This window comes from Kurthia populi, from assembly GCF_042686175.1.
GTDB classification, from domain to species: Bacteria; Bacillota; Bacilli; order Bacillales_A; family Planococcaceae; genus Kurthia; species Kurthia populi.
Window position 1 is genome coordinate 12,256 of record NZ_JBHUOR010000123.1, and the last position, 18,611, is coordinate 30,866.

19 protein-coding genes, 1 tRNA gene and 1 other annotated feature are annotated in these 18,611 nt (G+C 40.3%); of the genes, 15 read left to right on the forward strand and 5 right to left on the reverse strand.

Annotation, left to right across the window (positions count from 1 at the left end; translation table 11 throughout):
* Positions 1 to 2 precede the first annotated feature (2 nt).
* The 7 genes from ACFSY7_RS14195 to ACFSY7_RS14225 all read left to right on the forward strand — a co-directional run bounded on the left by ACFSY7_RS14195 (position 3) and on the right by ACFSY7_RS14225 (position 7,835).
* Positions 3 to 1,310, forward strand: a complete 1,308-nt coding sequence (locus ACFSY7_RS14195; RefSeq protein ID WP_380148277.1) for an ABC transporter substrate-binding protein — start codon at positions 3 to 5, stop codon at positions 1,308 to 1,310.
* 79 nt (positions 1,311 to 1,389) lie between these two features.
* Positions 1,390 to 2,247, forward strand: coding sequence for a carbohydrate ABC transporter permease (locus tag ACFSY7_RS14200; protein WP_126990032.1), 858 nt, complete (start codon positions 1,390 to 1,392; stop codon positions 2,245 to 2,247).
* The gene (locus ACFSY7_RS14205; RefSeq protein ID WP_126990033.1) at positions 2,248 to 3,063 is read left to right on the forward strand and encodes a carbohydrate ABC transporter permease; all 816 of its coding nucleotides are present in this window, start codon (positions 2,248 to 2,250) and stop codon (positions 3,061 to 3,063) included.
* Positions 3,064 to 3,075: 12 nt separating this feature from the next.
* A complete protein-coding gene (locus ACFSY7_RS14210) occupies positions 3,076 to 4,086 on the forward strand; it encodes a LacI family DNA-binding transcriptional regulator (RefSeq protein WP_380148278.1) in 1,011 nt (336 codons plus the stop codon).
* A 1-nt stretch (position 4,087) separates the two neighbouring features.
* Positions 4,088 to 5,767, forward strand: coding sequence for a glycoside hydrolase family 13 protein (locus tag ACFSY7_RS14215; protein WP_380148279.1), 1,680 nt, complete (start codon positions 4,088 to 4,090; stop codon positions 5,765 to 5,767).
* Positions 5,764 to 5,892, forward strand: a complete 129-nt coding sequence (locus tag ACFSY7_RS14220; protein WP_380148280.1) for a hypothetical protein — start codon at positions 5,764 to 5,766, stop codon at positions 5,890 to 5,892. Before ACFSY7_RS14215 ends, ACFSY7_RS14220 begins: the two co-directional genes overlap by 4 nt.
* Positions 5,893 to 6,011: 119 nt before the next feature.
* Positions 6,012 to 7,835, forward strand: coding sequence for a hypothetical protein (locus ACFSY7_RS14225; protein ID WP_380148281.1), 1,824 nt, complete (start codon positions 6,012 to 6,014; stop codon positions 7,833 to 7,835).
* Between the two features lie 68 nt (positions 7,836 to 7,903).
* Here the strand turns inward: ACFSY7_RS14225 and ACFSY7_RS14230 are convergent.
* Positions 7,904 to 7,977: transfer RNA gene (locus ACFSY7_RS14230), tRNA-Lys, on the reverse strand.
* Between the two features lie 274 nt (positions 7,978 to 8,251).
* Between ACFSY7_RS14230 and ACFSY7_RS14235 the strand changes: the two genes are divergently transcribed.
* The 7 genes from ACFSY7_RS14235 to ACFSY7_RS14265 all read left to right on the forward strand — a co-directional run bounded on the left by ACFSY7_RS14235 (position 8,252) and on the right by ACFSY7_RS14265 (position 14,183).
* Entirely contained in the window at positions 8,252 to 8,899 is a 648-nt protein-coding gene (locus tag ACFSY7_RS14235) for an alpha/beta hydrolase (RefSeq protein ID WP_126990037.1), read from the forward strand.
* Between the two features lie 171 nt (positions 8,900 to 9,070).
* Positions 9,071 to 9,292 (forward strand) — a binding site (T-box leader).
* A gap of 126 nt (positions 9,293 to 9,418) precedes the next feature.
* Positions 9,419 to 10,444, forward strand: coding sequence for an anthranilate phosphoribosyltransferase (gene trpD / locus ACFSY7_RS14240; RefSeq protein ID WP_380148282.1), 1,026 nt, complete (start codon positions 9,419 to 9,421; stop codon positions 10,442 to 10,444).
* On the forward strand, positions 10,444 to 11,226 hold the full coding sequence (trpC, locus tag ACFSY7_RS14245) for an indole-3-glycerol phosphate synthase TrpC (RefSeq protein ID WP_380148283.1): 783 nt from the start codon (positions 10,444 to 10,446) through the stop codon (positions 11,224 to 11,226). The genes trpD and trpC overlap by 1 nt, the downstream gene beginning before the upstream one ends.
* Positions 11,223 to 11,819 (forward strand): phosphoribosylanthranilate isomerase, encoded by a 597-nt coding sequence (locus ACFSY7_RS14250; protein ID WP_380148284.1) that lies wholly within the window; start codon positions 11,223 to 11,225, stop codon positions 11,817 to 11,819. Before trpC ends, ACFSY7_RS14250 begins: the two co-directional genes overlap by 4 nt.
* The gene (gene trpB / locus ACFSY7_RS14255) at positions 11,819 to 13,006 is read left to right on the forward strand and encodes a tryptophan synthase subunit beta (RefSeq protein WP_126990041.1); all 1,188 of its coding nucleotides are present in this window, start codon (positions 11,819 to 11,821) and stop codon (positions 13,004 to 13,006) included. Before ACFSY7_RS14250 ends, trpB begins: the two co-directional genes overlap by 1 nt.
* The gene (gene trpA, locus ACFSY7_RS14260) at positions 13,006 to 13,779 is read left to right on the forward strand and encodes a tryptophan synthase subunit alpha (protein WP_380148285.1); all 774 of its coding nucleotides are present in this window, start codon (positions 13,006 to 13,008) and stop codon (positions 13,777 to 13,779) included. Before trpB ends, trpA begins: the two co-directional genes overlap by 1 nt.
* Before the next feature lie 113 nt (positions 13,780 to 13,892).
* Positions 13,893 to 14,183, forward strand: a complete 291-nt coding sequence (locus ACFSY7_RS14265) for a hypothetical protein (RefSeq protein WP_126990043.1) — start codon at positions 13,893 to 13,895, stop codon at positions 14,181 to 14,183.
* A 76-nt stretch (positions 14,184 to 14,259) separates the two neighbouring features.
* Here ACFSY7_RS14265 and ACFSY7_RS14270 read toward each other — a convergent pair whose 3' ends face one another.
* On the reverse strand, positions 14,260 to 15,327 hold the full coding sequence (locus ACFSY7_RS14270; RefSeq protein ID WP_380148286.1) for an AbrB family transcriptional regulator: 1,068 nt from the start codon (positions 15,325 to 15,327) through the stop codon (positions 14,260 to 14,262).
* 123 nt (positions 15,328 to 15,450) lie between these two features.
* Between ACFSY7_RS14270 and ACFSY7_RS14275 the strand changes: the two genes are divergently transcribed.
* Complete coding sequence (locus tag ACFSY7_RS14275) at positions 15,451 to 16,410, forward strand: MBL fold metallo-hydrolase (RefSeq protein ID WP_380148287.1); 960 nt, start codon at positions 15,451 to 15,453, stop codon at positions 16,408 to 16,410.
* Positions 16,411 to 17,120: 710 nt separating this feature from the next.
* Here the strand turns inward: ACFSY7_RS14275 and ACFSY7_RS14280 are convergent.
* The 3 genes from ACFSY7_RS14280 to ACFSY7_RS14290 are packed head-to-tail and all read right to left on the reverse strand — an operon-like array spanning position 17,121 to position 18,449.
* Positions 17,121 to 17,855, reverse strand: coding sequence for an SDR family NAD(P)-dependent oxidoreductase (locus ACFSY7_RS14280; RefSeq protein WP_380148288.1), 735 nt, complete (start codon positions 17,853 to 17,855; stop codon positions 17,121 to 17,123).
* Positions 17,856 to 17,866: 11 nt separating this feature from the next.
* Entirely contained in the window at positions 17,867 to 18,037 is a 171-nt protein-coding gene (locus tag ACFSY7_RS14285) for an SDR family oxidoreductase (protein ID WP_449274628.1), read from the reverse strand.
* Positions 18,030 to 18,449, reverse strand: a complete 420-nt coding sequence (locus ACFSY7_RS14290) for a PAS domain-containing protein (protein ID WP_380148289.1) — start codon at positions 18,447 to 18,449, stop codon at positions 18,030 to 18,032. The genes ACFSY7_RS14285 and ACFSY7_RS14290 overlap by 8 nt, the downstream gene beginning before the upstream one ends.
* Positions 18,450 to 18,611 lie beyond the last annotated feature (162 nt).

Consider the following 18,611-nt stretch of genomic DNA (forward strand, 5'->3'; position numbering starts at 1 on the left):
AAATGAAACAACGTAAATGGAAGTCGGGATTATTAGCTTTATCAATCGTAGGTGCAATGTCGTTAGCAGCATGTGGTAACGCCGGAGATTCGAGCTCTGGCGGTGGGAAAGACGGTGACAAAACGGTCGTGGATGTATTCCAATTTAAAGTAGAGTTTAAAGACCAGTTCGAAAAAGTTGCTGAGCAATATGAAAAAGAAAATAAAGATGTAGATATTAACATCACAACAGTTGGTGGCGGTGAAGATTACGGTGCAGCGCTACGTTCAAAATTTGCATCTGGCAATGAACCAGCAATTTATAATATTGGTGGACCGCAGGATGTTGAAGACTGGAATGATAAGTTAGCAGATTTATCGGATACAAAAGCAGCTGGTGCGGCGCTTGAGGGAACATTAGCAGGCGCAACAAAAGACAGTAAAGTATTAGGTTTACCTTACAACCAAGAAGGCTATGGTTTCATTTACAATAAGGCAATCTTTGAAAAAGCAGGCATTGATCCGGCATCAATTAAAGATTATGCCTCTCTTGAAAAAGCAGCGAAAGACTTAGATGCGAAAAAAGATGAGTTAGGTATCGAAGCTGTATTCGCGTTACCTGGTAAAGAAACATGGGTAACAGGTTTACATTTATCGAATACTTTCCTAGCACCCGAATTTGATAATGATGTCATGAAAGCTTATGACGCAAAAGATGTAACGTTTAAATACGGAGATGCATTTAAACAAATTTTAGATTTACAAAATAAATACTCTGTAACACCGACGGTTAGTTTAGATTACTCGAAACAAATGGAAGAATTGTTCTCAAATAGTAAGGTAGCTATCGTACAACAAGGGAACTGGGTATACTCAACAATCGCGGGTATTGATGAGGAGTTAGCGAATAATAATATCGGCTTAATGCCAATTCCAGTAGAAGGCTATGCTGATGCGAAATTACCTGTTGGCGTACCGATGTACTGGGGCGTGAATAGTAATAAAGATGAAAAAGTAGTAGAAGCTTCAAAAGAATTTATCGATTGGTTATACACATCAGATGCAGGGAAAACAGCGGTTATCGAAGACTTTAAATTTGTACCAGCATATGAAGGGTATGATTCATCAAAAATCTCAGATCCATTATCAAAAGCGGTATATGATTACTCAGAAAAAGGCGAAACAATTGGCTGGGTGTTCATGGGTTATCCAACAGATTGGGGTCAAAATAAGCTAGGTGTTGAGATTCAAAAATATTTAAGTGGTAAAACAACATGGGATAAACTTGAAAAATCAGTTGAGAAATCATGGAATGCAGATCGTAATAAATAATGAATGATGGGAATAGGACTGTTCCGTACGAGCCGTATTGCTCCAAACGGCGGTCCTATTTTTATTAGGAGGTAGAGCGATGAAAAAAGGCTTATGGTATTGGGCGTTTATTGCGCCAGCGTTATTTGCATTAGTAGCAGTCGTTGTTGCGCCGTTATTATTAGGTGTCTATTACTCATTTACGAACTGGAATGGTATCGAGGTAAAAGAATTTGTGGGCTTCGATAACTATTTGAAGTTATTCGACGATGAAGAATTTATTCAATCACTAAAATTCACGGTATTATTTGCGGTCGTATCGATTTTTTTAATTAATTTCTTTGGGCTAGGTTTAGCAATGCTTGTGACAGCTAAATTAAAAACAAATAAATTATTACGTACGATTTTCTTCATGCCAAATTTAATTGGGGGCTTAATTTTAGGCTTTATTTGGCAGTTTATTTTCACGAAAGCCTTTGATGGTATTGGACAGGCATTTGGCATTGAAAGCTTGCAGGGCTGGTTATCGACGACAACAACTGGCTTCTGGGGCATGGTCATCTTAATGAGTTGGCAAATGTCTGGGTATATTATGGTCATTTATATTGCGTACTTAGAGGGCATTTCACCAGAGTTAATTGAAGCGGCGGATATGGACGGGGCGAATGGCTGGCAGAAATTCCACAGTATTATTTTCCCACTTGTGGCACCGGCCTTTACGGTCAGTATGTTCCTAACTTTATCGAATACGTTTAAATTGTACGATCAAAACCTGTCATTAACTGGTGGTGGGCCGTACAATTCAACGCAGATGGTGGCGATGAATATTTTCAATACGGCGTATAAGCAACTTGATATGAGCTATGCGCAGGCAAAAGCGGTTATTTTCTTCTTAATTGTAGCCGTTATTTCACTGCTACAAGTGTATTGGAATAAAAAACGAGAGGTGGAGATGTAAATGAAAAAAGCGTATTTATTACCGCTTGAAATATTCGGCATTATTTTGGCGCTCATTTGGTTATCTCCATTTTACTTAATGCTCGTCAATTCATTTAAAACGAAGAAAGAAATTTTTAGTGACACATTAAAGCCGCCTGCAGATTTTACGTGGGCCAACTATGTGCAAGCGTTTAAGGAACTTGATTTTGCACAGACATTTTTTAACTCATTGATTATTACGGTTGGTAGTGTAGTTGTCATTATTATTTTCTCTGCACTTGCAGCCTATGCGTTATCCCGTGTGAAAAGCAAAGTATCGACAGTTATTTTTTTCTTATTCGTTGCGGCGATGCTCATTCCATTCCAGTCAGTGATGATTCCCTTAGTGACGATTTTTGGTCAGCTTGAAATGCTAAATCGTGGCGGTTTAATCTTCATGTATTTAGGCTTTGGCGCTAGCTTATCAATCTTCCTTTATCATGGGGCGTTGACATCAATTCCAAAGTCGCTTGACGAGGCAGCAACAATTGACGGCGCCAATCGCTGGCAGGTTTTCTGGCATGTTATTTTCCCGATGCTGAAGCCAATTACTGTGACAGTGGCGATTTTAAATACCATCTGGATTTGGAATGATTACTTATTACCATCACTTGTGATTAATGCAGATGGTATGCAGACGATCCCACTAAAAATGTTCTTCTTCTTCGGGGAATATACGAAGCAGTGGCATTTAGCGTTAGCAGGCTTAACGATTGCGATTGTACCGGTTATTATCGCGTACTTCTTCGCACAAAAACAAATCATCAAAGGGGTATCTGATGGTGCTGTAAAGTAAAGGAGTTTATGTATGGCGACAATTATAGACGTAGCAAAGGCAGCCAATGTGTCGCCGTCAACGGTGTCACGTGTTATTGCGGATCATCCGCGAATTAGTTTGAAAACGAAGCGGAAAGTTCGTGAGGTCATGAAGGACTTGGCGTATTATCCGAATATCCAGGCGCGTAATTTAGCGGCTAAAAAGACGATGATGCTTGGCGTTGTGATGGGGCATTCGGCGATGCTCGCATTCCAAAATCCATTCTTCCCCGAAGTCATTCGCGGTATTAGTGCTACAGCACATGCAAGGAAATATGGCTTATCGCTATCTACAGGGGGAACAGAACGTGAAATTTTAGATGAAGTGCGCGCGATGGTACAAAGTAAAAAGGTAGATGGTATTATTCTCCTTTATGCGAAAGACCAGGATCCGATTTTTGAATATTTACGAGCTGAAAATTTTCCATTTGTTGTCGTTGGCACACCACCGGAGCATCGGTTAGAAACGGACTATATTGATAATAATAATGTCGCGTTAGCAGAGGAGCTTGTCGATTATTTAATTGCTTTGGGCCATGAAGACATTGCTTTTGTTGGGGGTGACATTCATTATGGCGTGACGCGCGACCGTGTAAAAGGCTTTGAGCAAAGTTACGCGAAACATGGCTTAGAGGTAGATGCGGCGTATTATCAGCATAATACCGATCATGTTGAAGAAACCTTACTTAAATTAATGCAGCTTAAAAATCGACCAACAGCGATTTTGACACAGGATGATTTGATGGCCTATGAAATAATTACGCATTTAGAACGTCTAGCGATTCGTGTACCAGATGATGTATCGATTATTAGTATTAATAACCATGCCTTATCGAATTATATGCGACCCGCATTAACGACGGTGGAAATTCATATTTTTGAATTGGGTTATAAAGCAGCGGAATTTTTATGCCAACGCATTGAAAATCCGACAAAAAAGGCGCAACATGCTTTCGTTGAAACGAAGCTCATTGTGCGTGAATCTTGTGCAAAGAGGTGTTGAAATGCAAAAAACATGGTGGAAAGAAGCGGTATGCTATCAAGTGTATCCACGTAGTTTTCAAGATAGCAATCAGGACGGCATTGGTGATCTAAATGGGGTCACAAGACGTTTAGATTATTTGAAGGATTTAGGGATTGATGTCATTTGGTTGTCACCAATGTTCAAATCACCGAATGATGATAATGGCTATGATATTAGTGATTATCAGGCGATTATGGATGAATTTGGCACGATGGCGGATTTTGATGCCTTGCTTGAAGGGGTACATGCACGTGGCATGAAACTGATTTTGGATTTAGTTATTAATCATACGTCAGATGAGCATGAATGGTTTATTGAGTCACGCGCAAGTAAGGATAATCCAAAGCGGGATTGGTATGTGTGGCGTGATGGCAAAGACGGTGCGGAGCCAAATAACTGGGAAGGGATTTTTGATACACCTGCCTGGGAATATAATGAGGCAACGGATGATTATTACTTGCATATTTTTTCGAAAAAACAGCCCGATTTGAACTGGGAAAATGAAGAAGTGCGTCAGGCTCTTTTTGATATGGTTAATTGGTGGCTCGATAAAGGCATCGATGGCTTTCGTGTTGATGCTATTAGTCATATTAAAAAAGATCAAACATTTAAAAATGCACCAGCACTAAATGATGAACCATACGTCAAAGCATGGTCGCAGTATATGAATGTTGATGGCATTGCACCGTTTTTGATAGAACTTAATCAAAAAACTTTCCGAAAACATGATGTCATGACCGTTGGCGAGGCCAATGGGGTTGGTATCAAGGATATTGATGCGTGGGTGAATGAGGATAATGGCTACTTTAATATGATTTTTCAGTTTGAAACACTTGGTTTATGGAGTGTTGAAGAGCAGCACCTTGATGTCCTAGCATTAAAAGAAGGCCTAACAAAGTGGCAACATGCACTGGCAGATAGTGGATGGAATGCATTGTTTATTGAAAATCATGACCAGCCACGTGCCGTATCGACCTGGGGTAATGATACTACTTACTGGCGCGAGAGTGCAAAGGCGCTTGCAACGATGTACTTCTTTATGAAGGGCACACCATTTATTTATCAAGGGCAGGAAATTGGCATGACGAATGCAGCTTTTGATAATATTTCCGATTACCATGATATTCAAACGACGAATCAATATGAGCGCTTAATAGAAGCGGGAATGGATGAGCAGCAGGCGAAAGCCCGCGTATGGAAAACGAATCGTGGGAATTCACGTACGCCAATGCAGTGGGATGCGGAAATATATGGCGGTTTTTCAAAGCAACAACCATGGATTCCGATGAATGAAAACTATCGTGATATTAATGTCGCTACGCAAGAAAACGATTCGCAGTCGATATTACATTACTATAAAGACATCATTCGACTGCGAAAACGTGAGGAGGCACTTGTGTATGGACGCTATGATTTAGTATTAGCAGAGCATCCGCAAGTTTATGCTTATACACGTACATGGCAACAGGAACGCTGGTTAGTGTTAAGTAATTTGTCACCGCAAGCAGCTACGATAGAAGCGGTTGAAGGGATTGTCTATGATGCCGATCAGTTACAACTAGCAACCCATAAGGTAGCACATGACGTAACAGCAAAATTAACATTACAGCCATATGAGGCACGTATTTATAAAATTTTGAAGACAAATAGGATAAAATGATTGGCGAAATTTTTTACGAGAACTATCCTGGTGGCTCAGGGTTAATGTTAGGTGCAGTTTATGGTAAGATTGCTGGGGAAAATGCGGCAAAATATGTAGCGGCAGCCATGAAATTAAATTCTTAAAGTCATTCGGAGAAAGAGACTAGGTTCACGTCTAGTCTCTTTTTTTGGTAGATATGGTTAATACATGCGTTTTATCGTCTATTTCGGTATAGTGAAACTAATAGGAATGGAGGGCGATTATGTCAGAATTCAAACGCTTTATAAGCCGTACATGGAAAAATGCTAAAAAAGATATTAAAGCAGAGGCAAACCAGCAATTTAAAATTGACTTTGAAGGGCATCAAATAGTCGTCCAATCGACATTTGATTGCACCACATTAGTCGTTGATGATGAAGTTATTGATGAAAAATATCGACCAACAAAGTTAGGGAAATTACGTATAAGTGAAACGGTTAAGGGGCAAAAAGATGGTCTGGATGTGAAGGCGAAGGTCGGTGGTACGACAACGCTTGATTGTACATTTTATATAAATGGTAAAAAGATAATAAAACAAAAGCGTGAGATACAAATTTATGCGTGGAAGCATCGCACGAAAATTATTCCATTTTTAATAGAAACGTACGAAAAAAACGGGTCATTTGAAAATATTGTATTGCCAGATGATGACTATTATTTTTTAGAGGATGATGAACGCTTAGCACCTGGTGAATATTGTGATCGCTTATTTTCATTAGAGGAGCAAGGCTATGAGGACACATTTGCGAAGCGCTTAGTAAAAAAAGTTGATTGGCTGCTTGAAAAGCCAGCTGATAAAACGCGAAATGATATTTACGAAGCGGTTATGGACGATGATTTTCCGGAATATGCCTTTGCTTTTAAAGAACAGCTCGCACAATTAGAAGTAGACGAGGATGCACTTTATAAAGAGGCAAAATGGTTTATGGAGCATGCAGCGCATCGCTATGTCGTTGATTTTGCGTTGTTACTATTAGGGCGTACAACGGTTAAAAAAGATTTAGAAATGCTACGTGTAATTGGACGTCATGAGGAGTTTACCGCATTTGTGGCAGCAGCGATAATGGGGCATGGTGCTGAGGCGAATGAAATACTGTTTGATAGTATGAAGCATACAAAGAGCTACGGACAGCGTGCGGCGCTTATTTTACTAAATGAACCAATTACAGAAGAGATGCAGCAATGGCTATTATATGACATCCCACTTACAGATGATCTAGATGTTGTTACAGTGGCGATGATTGCACAAAAAAGTTCACTTGCAACGGCACTAAAGGCGGATGTCGTAAGTGAAGCTTTATTTGAACGTGCAACGGCTATACTTGTGCCATTAGTCGTTATCGAAGAACTTGCCGAGCTATATGATGAGTTACCAGATGCCTTACTTGATTATGTGCGCCATGCTAAAATGCATATTACGAGCTATGAACAAGTTCATCCACTTGCGAAAATGGCGCTATCATTTGCGGAGTATGACTGGGAAGAAGTATTTGAATCGTCAACTTGGCAGCCTGTGGAGAAAAACCTAGTGACATCAGGTATTCAATCTATTTTAACGAGTTCGAATTGGCAACCGAAAATTGATAAGGCATTTGCAGAGGGGCGTAACATGGCACAGGCCATCGATATTGCGCGTGCAAGTGGCTATGACTATATCCCACTCGTTTATAAAAAGATTGTGAATGGCAATTTCGAACCGTATTTATATGAAGCGCTAATTGTACAAGGGGATTATCGTCAATTTATTGCGGTTGTAGACTATGTAGAGCAGTTTGAACTGTCTCTGCTTAATCCGGTGGAGCGTGAATGCATTGAATTAGTGATTGATGCATTAGCATCACATGATGGTGTCGGTAAAACGTTAATGCATCATGCGCTACAGTTAGACGATGAGATGCTAGAATGGCGTGTACTGACGACATTTGATGTATGGAAGGTATCGAGCTATTTACCTGATTTTGAAGAAGATTTGAAAAAAATCGTGAAAAAATCGCCGGAACGTGAGCATCGTCGGTTCGCAAAACGCCTTTTAAAAGGGCATGATTAATTATATAGAAATAGCAAAAGAGGAAAAAAAGAGGACATACACAATTGTGTATGTCCTCTTTTTTTAGATGGACCTGGTGGGGATCGAACCCACAACCCCCTGATTAAGAGTCAGGTGCGCTAGCCAGTTGCGCCACAGATCCGAGAAATAGGAAGAACAATTAGTTAATGTTCCCTCGAACAATTAATAGTATAGCACGATGATTTTTGAATGCAAGGGTTTCAATCATAAAAATGGTGATTTAGTCAAGCTATTTTCCTTTATTTTATCGATAATATCTGTTGAAAATGCGTATTTTCTGTTTCCTACGTTGTGACGCTCATTTTTGTTAAATTGAAAAGAATAAATGTTTTTCGTTTGGTCATTACTGTGCTACGATAATATTAACGTTTGTATGTTGAAAGGAAGATTTTAAAATGAAATCACCATTTACTTTTGAGCACAGCGCTCCAAATAATGTGGAAAAAGGCAAGTTATATCCAGCAGTTTTTTTAATGCATGGTATGGGAAGTAATGAACAAGATTTACCACAATTATTACATGAGTTAAAAGATAATTGTCATATTTTTAGCTTACGTGGACCGGTTGTACAACCACCAGGTTATGCGTTTTTTACAGTAGAAGAGTTCGGTAAACCACATAAAGCAATTTTCGATAAAATTGTGGTGCATATTCGTGATTTTATTGAAGAAGTTGTACAAGAATACCCAGTCGATGCGACAAAATTATTCGTTATGGGCTTTAGCCAAGGTGGTATTTTAGCACAAACATTAGCACTTGTATTAGGTACAGAAAAATTAGCGGGTGCTGTGGCGTTAAGCGCGTATTTACCAGCGCATGTACGTGATGAATATTTCAAAAATGATGTAACGAATTTACCGATGTTAATTACACATGGCACGATGGATTATGTCTTGCCATATCAATGGGGAGAAGCATCACGTGACTTCTTTAAAGGACAAGGAGCGGATGTAACATTCGTTTCATTTGAAGATGGTCATGGGGTGACACCAGCGATTCAACAAGAAATTACACGTTTCTTTACAAAGCAATTTAACGCATAACATTACCGGGAAGATGGAAGCAAAAGCTTGCATCTTTCTTTTTTTTACAAATACTTGACAGCAACGGAAATATTGGTATAAGCTAAGAACAACTTATTCGAGCGGAAGGGTAGAAAGCCTTGAGAGCAAGGCTTCCCTTTAGCAGAGCATAGAATAGCAGAGCATAGTTGAGAGAAATTGAAGAGTAAGAGTAGTAGCAATTGGTCGTATGGATAGAGAGTCAGTGGCTGGTGGAAACTGATCATGCAAAATTGTGAATGGACTTATGAGAGCATTTGTGAACGATAGTAGCAAATGACGCATCATCCCCGTTAACGGATGCTGAGCAATCAGGCAAAGTGGAAGCGATATGCTTCAACTTGAGGTGGCAACGCGGTAGCAATCGTCCTCATGAAAGAGTTATTCTTTCGTGAGGGCTTTTTTTATTGCTTTTAGCCAATCAAATTTCTCACACTATCTCGAATATATTTTCGAATTTAATGTTTGAATATTTCGTTAATTATGAGAGGAGCCAAGTGTATGAAACAACTTATTACAAATGTACAGCAAGGACAGGATTTAACAGCAGAGGAAATGACGTTAGCGGCAACACAATTATTTGATGAGGGGACTCCACTAGAAGACATTGAAGCCTTTTTAATCGCCTTGTCACAAAAAGGAGAAACAGCAACCGAGCTTGCCGCACTGGCACAGGTCATGCAAGGACAGTCATTATCATTAAATGAAACGACGCAAAACTATTTAGATAATTGCGGAACAGGTGGCGACGGTATTGGGAGTTTTAATATTAGCACGACAGCGGCATTCGTTTTAGCAGCGGGTGATGTGTATGTTGCGAAACATGGTAATCGTAAAATTTCGAGTTTAGCAGGCAGTGCGGATACATTAGAGGAGCTTGGTATTCATGCAGACTTCACGACAGCAGAATTAAAGGAATTACTTGAAAATGAGCGTCTTGCGTTTATTTTCGCTCCAAAAGTTCATCCGAAATTAAAGCGAATCGGTCAAGTTCGCCAAAAGATTGGCAAGCCAACAATTTTCAATTTAGTTGGACCGCTCGCAAATCCAGTCGTATTAACAACGCAGTTTACAGGCATTAATCGACCCGATTTCGTAACAGACTATGCGCAGGTTATGCATTTATTAGGACGAGAACGCGGTGTTGTCGTTTGCGGTGCAGGTGGCTTAGATGAAGCCTCTCTTGCAGGAGAAAATCGCCTCGCTATTTTAGAGCACGGTCAAGTTCGTGAGGTGACGATTACACCGGAGGCACTTGGCTTAGAGGAACAGCCATTGTCTGCGATTAAGGGTGGCAATGGTAAGGAGAATGCACAAATCGTTTGTGATGTTTTACAAAATAAACAAGGTGCTTACTTAGATACCGTACTATTAAATGCCGGCATTGCCTTTTTCGCCTATGGCAGTGTCTCAACGATTGAAGAGGGCATTCATAAGGCGCGTAAAATTATCGCTTCAGGTGCAGCGTTTGAAAAATTGCAAGCCGTTGTAGCCTATAGCAAAGAACATGTGAAGGAGCCAGCCTAATGACAATTTTAACGAAAATTTTAGCTCAAAAAGAACGTGAGGTAGCCGCACTGAAGGAGCAGCCAAAGCCAGTAGTAACAGCGCGAAAACAGCGCCCCTCACTTTTAGAGGTATTTAAAAGCTCGACCGTACAAGTTATTTCAGAAGTAAAACGTGCATCACCATCAAAGGGTATTATTAACGATGGTATTGATCCGGTAGCGCAAGCATTGACGTATGAGGCAGCGGGCGCGGCATGTATTTCAGTATTAACAGATGAAACGTTTTTCAAAGGCTCCTTTGCAGATTTACAACAGGTTACAGAAGCGGTGGCTATTCCTGTGCTGTGTAAGGAATTTGTTATTGATGAAATCCAACTTGATTATGCCTATGCCAGTGGCGCTTCGGTTGTTTTGTTAATTGTGGCAGCACTTGAACAAGAAACATTAGCTCGCTTGTTCGCGTATGCAACGGAGCTTGGACTAGATGTACTTGTTGAAGTACATAACGAAGAGGAATTAACACGTGCTTTAGCGATTGATGCGCGTATTATTGGTGTCAACAATCGTAATTTAAAAACGTTTGAGGTCTCACTTGAGCATACAAAGGAGCTAGCTGCGAAGTTCCCATTTGATGAGGGACGTGTATTAGTAAGTGAAAGTGGTATGAAAACACCAGACGATGCGGCATTTGTGGCGGCAGTCGGTGCGAGTGCTATTTTAGTCGGAGAAACGCTTATGCGTAGTGGAGATGTTACAGCAACGTTGCAATCACTTCAAGTAATAAAGCCGGTGAATGTATGACAAAGGTGAAAATTTGCGGTCTACAGGAGCCTGAACATGTACGAGCAGCTGTAGAGGCAGGTGCCGATGCGATTGGCTTTGTATTTGCAAAAAGTAAACGGCAAGTAACTGTTGCACAAGCACAGCAATTAGCACAGCATATCCCGCGTAATGTATTAACAGTAGGGGTTTTCGTTGATGAAACGGTCGAGGTGATGCAGCAAATTGCCAAAACCGTACCATTAGACGTTATTCAGCTACATGGCCAGGAAACGAATGCCGTCATTCAGCAGCTTAGCTATCCAATAATTAAAGCCGTTGGCGTGCGCACAGCCGCTGATGTCGAGGCACTACAAGCATTTGAGTCAGACTATGTATTAGTGGATGCGCCGGTAGCGGGGAGCGGTGAAACATTCGATTGGAATCTTCTAACGACGCGCTATCCACAGCTGATTTTAGCAGGTGGTTTATCAATCGATAATATTGCAGAGGCTCTGACGTGTGTCGCCCCTTATATGGTTGATGTGTCGAGCGGTGTTGAAACAAATGGTGTGAAAGATACGGCGAAAATAAGCGCCTTTATAACAGCAGTAAAGAATGGAGAGAATGCATAATGACAACAACAGAGAAAAAAGGACGCTACGGTAAATTCGGTGGCCAGTTTGTACCAGAAACATTGATGACCGCTTTAGAGGAACTAGAGCAAGCGTTTGAAACAGCGAAGCAAGATCCTGCTTTTTATGAGGAGCTTAATTATTACTTAAAAGACTATGTTGGACGCGATAATCCCCTATACTTTGCGAAGCGCTTAACTGAAAAAGTAGGTGGCGCAAAAATTTACTTAAAACGAGAAGATTTAAATCATACAGGGGCGCATAAAATTAATAATGCGTTGGCACAGGCTTTACTAGCGATGCGTATGGGCAAAAAGAAAATCGTGGCAGAAACAGGTGCCGGCCAGCATGGTGTAGCGACAGCGACGGTATGTGCGCTGTTTGACTTAGAATGCATCGTCTTTATGGGTAAAGAGGATGTGCGTCGCCAAGCGCTAAATGTGTTCCGTATGGAATTACTTGGTGCGACGGTCGTATCAGTTGACCAAGGCTCAGGTACGCTAAAGGATGCGTGTAATGAAGCACTTCGTTACTGGGTTTCAAATGTTGAGGACACGCATTATATTTTAGGTTCGGCACTTGGACCGCATCCATTCCCAGCAATTGTCCGTGATTTCCAACGTGTCATTGGTGATGAAACACGTGCACAAATTTTAGAAAAAGAACAACGTCTACCCGATGCGGTTGTAGCATGTGTAGGTGGTGGGAGTAATGCGATTGGCATGTTTACGCCATTTGTAGATGATGCGGATGTGAAGCTATACGGCGTTGAAGCGGCAGGCAAGGGCATTCAATCGGGTGAGCATGCAGCGGCCTTTGCAGATTTAAAAGAGGGCGTTTTACACGGTGCCTATATGTATCTATTACAAGATGATGAAGGTTTTATCCAAGAGGCGTATTCGATTTCTGCAGGACTTGATTATCCAGCGGTTGGGCCTGAGCACTGCTTCTTACATGATTCTGGTCGCGTAACATATGATTCAGTTGATGATGACCAAGCGCTAGAAGGATTACAGTTATTATCACGCACAGAAGGTATCATTCCAGCGCTTGAAAGTAGTCACGCTATTTATTACGCAGCAAATTTAGCCAAAACAATGGCAAAAGATGAGATTTTAGTTATTTGTTTATCGGGCCGTGGCGATAAAGACGTCCAAACGGTTCAACAAGCACTGGAGGGGAAATAATGACAACACTACAGCAAGCAATTGAAGCGACAACAAGAGCGCATGATAAAGCATTTATCCCGTACATTATGGCTGGGGATGGCGGTTTAGACACGATTAAACAGCAAATTTTATTTTTACAGCAGCACGGGGCAACCGCGATTGAAGTCGGCATTCCATTTAGTGATCCTGTAGCGGATGGTCCGACGATTCAAGCAGCCGGCTTACGTGCACTAGAAGATGGCGCTAATTTACGTACTATTTTAGCAGAGATTGCGTCGTTTAAAGACGAAGTGCATATTCCACTTGTTGTCATGACATATTTAAATCCAATTATTCGCTATGGCATTGAAGCCTTTGTTGACGCTGCAGAAGCCGCGAATATTAAAGGCTTAATCATTCCAGATATGCCACTTGAAGAAGCGGATCTAGTAACAGATGCATTAGCAGGAAAAGACATTGCGCTTGTGCAGTTAATTTCGTTAACAAGTCCGGCAGCGCGTATTGAAAAATTAGCCGCTGCAGCACAGGGCTTTATTTATGCGGTGACCGTAAATGGCATTACAGGAACGAGAGATGGCTTTGATGAGGCATTACATGACCATTTAAGTGCGCTAAAACGTATAGCAACGATTCCGGTGCTTGCAGGCTTTGGTATTTCAACGCGTGAGCATGTAGAGGCGATGAATCGCTCGGTGGATGGAGTCATCGTTGGTAGTGCCATCGTAAAAGCATTTCATGAACAGCGCCTAGCGGATATTGAAGCGCTACTAAAAGCACCTGCTAATCAATAATAAATAAATCTTTTAGACTATTTTTTAGATGAAAAAACGCTTTTTTGTGATATAATACTTTTAAATTAAAAACTACTTTATAAATGAGTGTAAAAGATTTGGAGGTAAACCGCTTGATAAAACGATTCCTTTGGCAGTCTACAACATTGGCTTTTTTAATCGCTATGAGCTGTTTTTCGATAGCAGTACAGGCGGAGGAAGTACAGTATGAATCGAAGCAAGAAAGTGTACTATTTAAGAAAGAAAAAAAGACCTTCCAAGGAACAATTAATCAACAAGGCTATCAGCAACAAACGATTACACCCGTTGGTCCATATAAGGTAGACCCTATAAAAAAAGAAAAATGGATTTTTCAGCATAAGGGGCAAAATAAAGGGTATCTAGCGGCCAAAATCGCAAAATAAGATTTGCAGTCGGAAAAATGCGTATAAAAAAGAAGAAATCGTGCGTTGGCGCGATTTCTTCTTTTTTGTGAATCGTTTATTTTGCACGATAGCGTTTGACGGCATACGTAATCATCGGTGGCACACAAAGGTAGATGAAGAGCATACGGAATACTTGATACATCGTAATCATCGATACATCAGCATGTACCTCATGGCCGACAATACCCATTTGATCAATTCCACCAGGCGCTAAACTTAAAAAACCTGTAACAATCGAAGTGTTTTCGACTGCTGGCATGAAAAAGACCGCCATTAAAAATGCAACGGCAATTAACGCTAGGGCGCTCGCTACGCTGAGTGGGAGCATGACTTTTTTATGTGTTAAATGTTCCGGGTGCAGCATTAAGCCAATATGCGTGCCGACAATTAATTGACAGAGCATCATAAACCATTCAGGAATATCAAATGCAGGAATGCCTACGAAGACATTTAAAATAATGGTGACAACAATTGGCCCAAGCATGGTTGCTGCCGGGATACGCCAGCGTTTGAATAAACGGTAGGCGACAATGCAGGCGAAGATGTAAAGGACAACGAGTAGCCATATAGGAAGTGTCGTGCTCGTTCCTGTTGTTAGGCTTGGTAGTGTGCTAGTAGTTCCTTGCAGTGCAGGGATATGCACAATAAATGGTACTAAAACGACGATTAAAATAACGCGAATCGTATGAAAGAAAGCGACAACCGTTAGATTAATACCTTTTAAATCTTCCGCGAGTGCTAAAATTTGTGTTAAACCACCTGGTACACTACTTGTTAGGGCGGTAGGATAATCTACTTTAGCGAATTTTGTAAGTAGCCATGAAAACAATAAACTAACGCTAAAAGTAAGTAATGTCACAAATGTCATCATCGGAATATGTGTATACATATTTTTTAAAATATCACCAGTAAAGGCCGCACCAAGCGAGTAACCAATCGCAATTAAGCTATAATTACGCAAGGCTTTGGGCCAATAAAAGCGCCATTTTGTTACATGAGACAAGATTAAAACGGCGACCATCGGACCTAATAGGAAAGGCACCGGAATGTGTAAAAATTGAAATAGAAATGCGCCGACTAAACCGATGCATGCTGTGACAAGGAATGACACGGTATTATTCATAAAAAAACTCCTTTTTGCATCGTTACGTTCAGTATAGCAAAAAATGCGTATCGTACCGTGAATGATGTCCTAAAATTTAATGTGTTCGTGATACAATATGAATAATGATTTGGGAGGCGGGGGATGAACATGGTACAAATACCGATTATTTTTGAGGAGTCAAAAAGTGGACTACAATCGTTTAATTGCTTTGTAACAGAAAATAATGGCCAGCTCGTTTTAATAGATGGTGGTATTCCACATGATGCCTTTTTTCAGTATGCAGAGCAAATGCTCATGCAGCGTGGCTATGACTTTAGTGACTTAGATGCGATTTATTTAACGCATCATCACGAGGACCATGTCGGATTATTGCCGCTTATTTTAGCGAAGAAGCAGCTACCGGTTTATGTGCATGAAGAAGCCATTCCGCGCTTATTGTTTGATACGAATTTTTTATCGATGCGCATCGCTTTTTATGAGCAGTTTTATACACGTATGGATTGTCTTGCGGATGCTCGTCCACGTTTAGAAAAACAACGTGCGACGCTACAAAAAGCTTCTGAAAAACGCATCGAAGCGGATTATCGCGTGATTGCTGCCGGGGATAAATTAGGGCGCTTTGACATTATTGGCTTACCCGGTCATTCAACTGATTCAATCGGCTATTATGATGCACAGACACAGGAGTTGTATGCAGGGGATACGATTTTAAAAAATACATCGACCAATGCAATCATTGATCCACTTGTGACAGGGGAGTATATGCACGCGAACTTATTACAACGACAGTCACTAGAAACGATTAAGAATATGCCAATTCGACACTTATACGCAGGGCATCAGCCGATTTTTTCGAACGTCTCAGAAATCGCGACACAAAAAATAAGCCGTTTAAATGATAAAGCCCAGCACCTACTAACACTTTTAGAGCAACCGATGACCGGAAGACAGGCGACACAGGCATTTTATAATCGCTTGTATGAACGCCAATTTTCACTCGTATTATCTGAAATTGCAGGACAGTTGGATTATTTACAGCAGCAACAAAAGATTACGGCGACATTTGAAAATGGACTGTATGTATTTGAACGAAATGATTAAAAGATGAAAAAGCAGGAATTACGCATTGACGTGATTCCTGCTTTTTATTGTGGATACCGGGTTTACACTATTTACAGCATACTTAGTTTAATAAACAAAAGCTCGCTAGTCTATATAAAAAACCAAAAAAAAAAAAAAAAGTAATAAATTATAATAAGCTCCTTCCTCTTTTGCAACAGAGAATATCATGAATTAACGTTAGTTAACCATTGTTTTTATTTGATATTTAATGGTTATTAAAGGTTATCTATTTTTATATAAAATAATTAATGCTGTAAAAGAATGCGCTGATTATGCGCTTTAATTTACATGAATTTGGGAAACATTAAAGCACGTAACTAAAAGGAAGGGATATACAAATGATTCAATGATTAAATTAACTGGATTTTTTGAATAGCAATAGCGTAGTTTCTATATACAGTATAAGCTGTGAAGCAATACCATGATTTCAAACGTTGTATCGTTTATAAAATATGTAACTCAATGATTGATGTTGCCATAATAAACCACTTGTAGCTCGTCAATATAATAAATGACAATTGAAATAACCATTAAATTAGCATCTTAATAGCCGATAAAAAATGGGACATACATATTCGAGATTTGCTGGTGTCATCGTATGTGTCAAACAAATAAGTTGGTTTTAAAATAATAATATTATGTAAACAAAAAAGCATCGCTACGATAACTAGCAATGCTTTTTTTAATATTTAAAACATCGTTTGACCGCCGTTAATTGAAATTGTTTGGCCTAATATCCAAGACGACTCTTTACTAAGTAAAAAGGCAATGGCACTTGTCACATCAATGGGGGAGCCGAGGCGATTTGCTGCGTAGCTCTTTTTAACGGCTTGCAAAACGTCATCAGAAAATGCTAAATCTTGTTGGTCAATTAAGCCAAGAGACACCGCATTACAATGCACCTGGTCTCGTCCAACTTCCTTCGCGAGCGATTTAATAAAGCTAATAACACCACCACGTGCAGTTGCTGATACGATTAGTTTACGGTCGCCGGTACGTGCTGAATCGCCAACGATTGAAATAAATTTACCATATTTTCGCTTACGCATGGCAGGGATAAAGACATGTGCTAAATTTAAAGCTGCTATTAAATCAATGTCAATTTCACGCTGCCATTCATTTGGTGCGTAATCAAAAAAGGATTTCATCTGCGCATAGCCTGCATTATTAACAATCGCTGAAACATGGCCGAGCTCACTCGAAATTTCCTCATGCAATCGCACAACATCCTCATAGCTCGCTAAATCAGCTTGGAACATCCCACAACGTACATTTTGTGCGGTCAATTGCTCGAAAAGGTGCTGTGCTTTGTCAGCAGAGCGATGATAATGAATGGCCACAATATGACCCGATGCGGCTATTTTTTCAACGATGGCTTTGCCAATACGATCCGCTCCACCTGTTACTAAGATAACTTCATGCATCTAAGCACCTCCTATACCATCGCCAGGCCACCATTAACGGATAATGTTTGCCCTGTAATGTATTCTGCCTCATCCGACGCTAAAAACGCGACCGCATTGGCAATATCTTGTGGCTGTGCTAGGCGTCTAAAGGGAATCGCCTTAATCAACGCTTCCGTAATGCCTTGGTTATACTCACCGATTTAGCTGTTTACCGTTATAAATCGGTTCGCGGTAGGTGATAAACCACCGATCTTGCAGCGCATATTTTTCAACATGTCCTTTACCGGTTTTAAGCACGCGCAGTAATCCATCCGATTCACTAACATCCAGTAAAAATTTCCCCATCGCCTCGCCATGCTTTAGCGAATAAAGAGCTTCGGCTGCGTGATTAAACATCGTGATAATGCCTTCGTTGTTAACAGCAACGAGACCACTCGACATCGCATCGAAAATTGTATCGTAATGGTGCGTGCGAATTTGTTGCTGCTGTGCAACAGCTTGATAAAAATGCCGTTCATCAATATAGCCAAATGTTTTTGCTGGCTGCTCAATGATTAACAGTGTCGTATGAAGTGGAAAGGCTGTTGGAATCGATTCATGGTGAATAATCATAAAATCTTTTGCGACAAAGCGTGAAAAAAATTGGAGGTTATTCGGATTATCATCGAGGTTATAAATGCTAATTTAAACGTGTACATATAAAATCACTTAAAGATGTACAAATTTACCATTAAATGTAACATACTAGAACTTGAGGTGAATAGTATGTACATA

Coding starts and splice junctions, on each gene's coding strand:
- ACFSY7_RS14215 (WP_380148279.1), top strand. CDS start 4,088: ATGCAAAAAACATGGTGGAAAGAAGCGGTATGCTATCAAGTGTATCCA.
- ACFSY7_RS14220 (WP_380148280.1), top strand. CDS start 5,764: ATGATTGGCGAAATTTTTTACGAGAACTATCCTGGTGGCTCAGGGTTA.
- ACFSY7_RS14275 (WP_380148287.1), top strand. CDS start 15,451: ATGAACATGGTACAAATACCGATTATTTTTGAGGAGTCAAAAAGTGGA.
- ACFSY7_RS14250 (WP_380148284.1), top strand. CDS start 11,223: ATGACAAAGGTGAAAATTTGCGGTCTACAGGAGCCTGAACATGTACGA.
- trpC (WP_380148283.1), top strand. CDS start 10,444: ATGACAATTTTAACGAAAATTTTAGCTCAAAAAGAACGTGAGGTAGCC.
- ACFSY7_RS14205 (WP_126990033.1), top strand. CDS start 2,248: ATGAAAAAAGCGTATTTATTACCGCTTGAAATATTCGGCATTATTTTG.
- ACFSY7_RS14225 (WP_380148281.1), top strand. CDS start 6,012: ATGTCAGAATTCAAACGCTTTATAAGCCGTACATGGAAAAATGCTAAA.
- trpB (WP_126990041.1), top strand. CDS start 11,819: ATGACAACAACAGAGAAAAAAGGACGCTACGGTAAATTCGGTGGCCAG.
- ACFSY7_RS14200 (WP_126990032.1), top strand. CDS start 1,390: ATGAAAAAAGGCTTATGGTATTGGGCGTTTATTGCGCCAGCGTTATTT.
- ACFSY7_RS14280 (WP_380148288.1), bottom strand. CDS start 17,855: ATGCATGAAGTTATCTTAGTAACAGGTGGAGCGGATCGTATTGGCAAA.
- ACFSY7_RS14195 (WP_380148277.1), top strand. CDS start 3: ATGAAACAACGTAAATGGAAGTCGGGATTATTAGCTTTATCAATCGTA.
- ACFSY7_RS14290 (WP_380148289.1), bottom strand. CDS start 18,449: ATGATTATTCACCATGAATCGATTCCAACAGCCTTTCCACTTCATACG.
- ACFSY7_RS14270 (WP_380148286.1), bottom strand. CDS start 15,327: ATGAATAATACCGTGTCATTCCTTGTCACAGCATGCATCGGTTTAGTC.
- ACFSY7_RS14235 (WP_126990037.1), top strand. CDS start 8,252: ATGAAATCACCATTTACTTTTGAGCACAGCGCTCCAAATAATGTGGAA.
- trpD (WP_380148282.1), top strand. CDS start 9,419: ATGAAACAACTTATTACAAATGTACAGCAAGGACAGGATTTAACAGCA.
- ACFSY7_RS14210 (WP_380148278.1), top strand. CDS start 3,076: ATGGCGACAATTATAGACGTAGCAAAGGCAGCCAATGTGTCGCCGTCA.
- trpA (WP_380148285.1), top strand. CDS start 13,006: ATGACAACACTACAGCAAGCAATTGAAGCGACAACAAGAGCGCATGAT.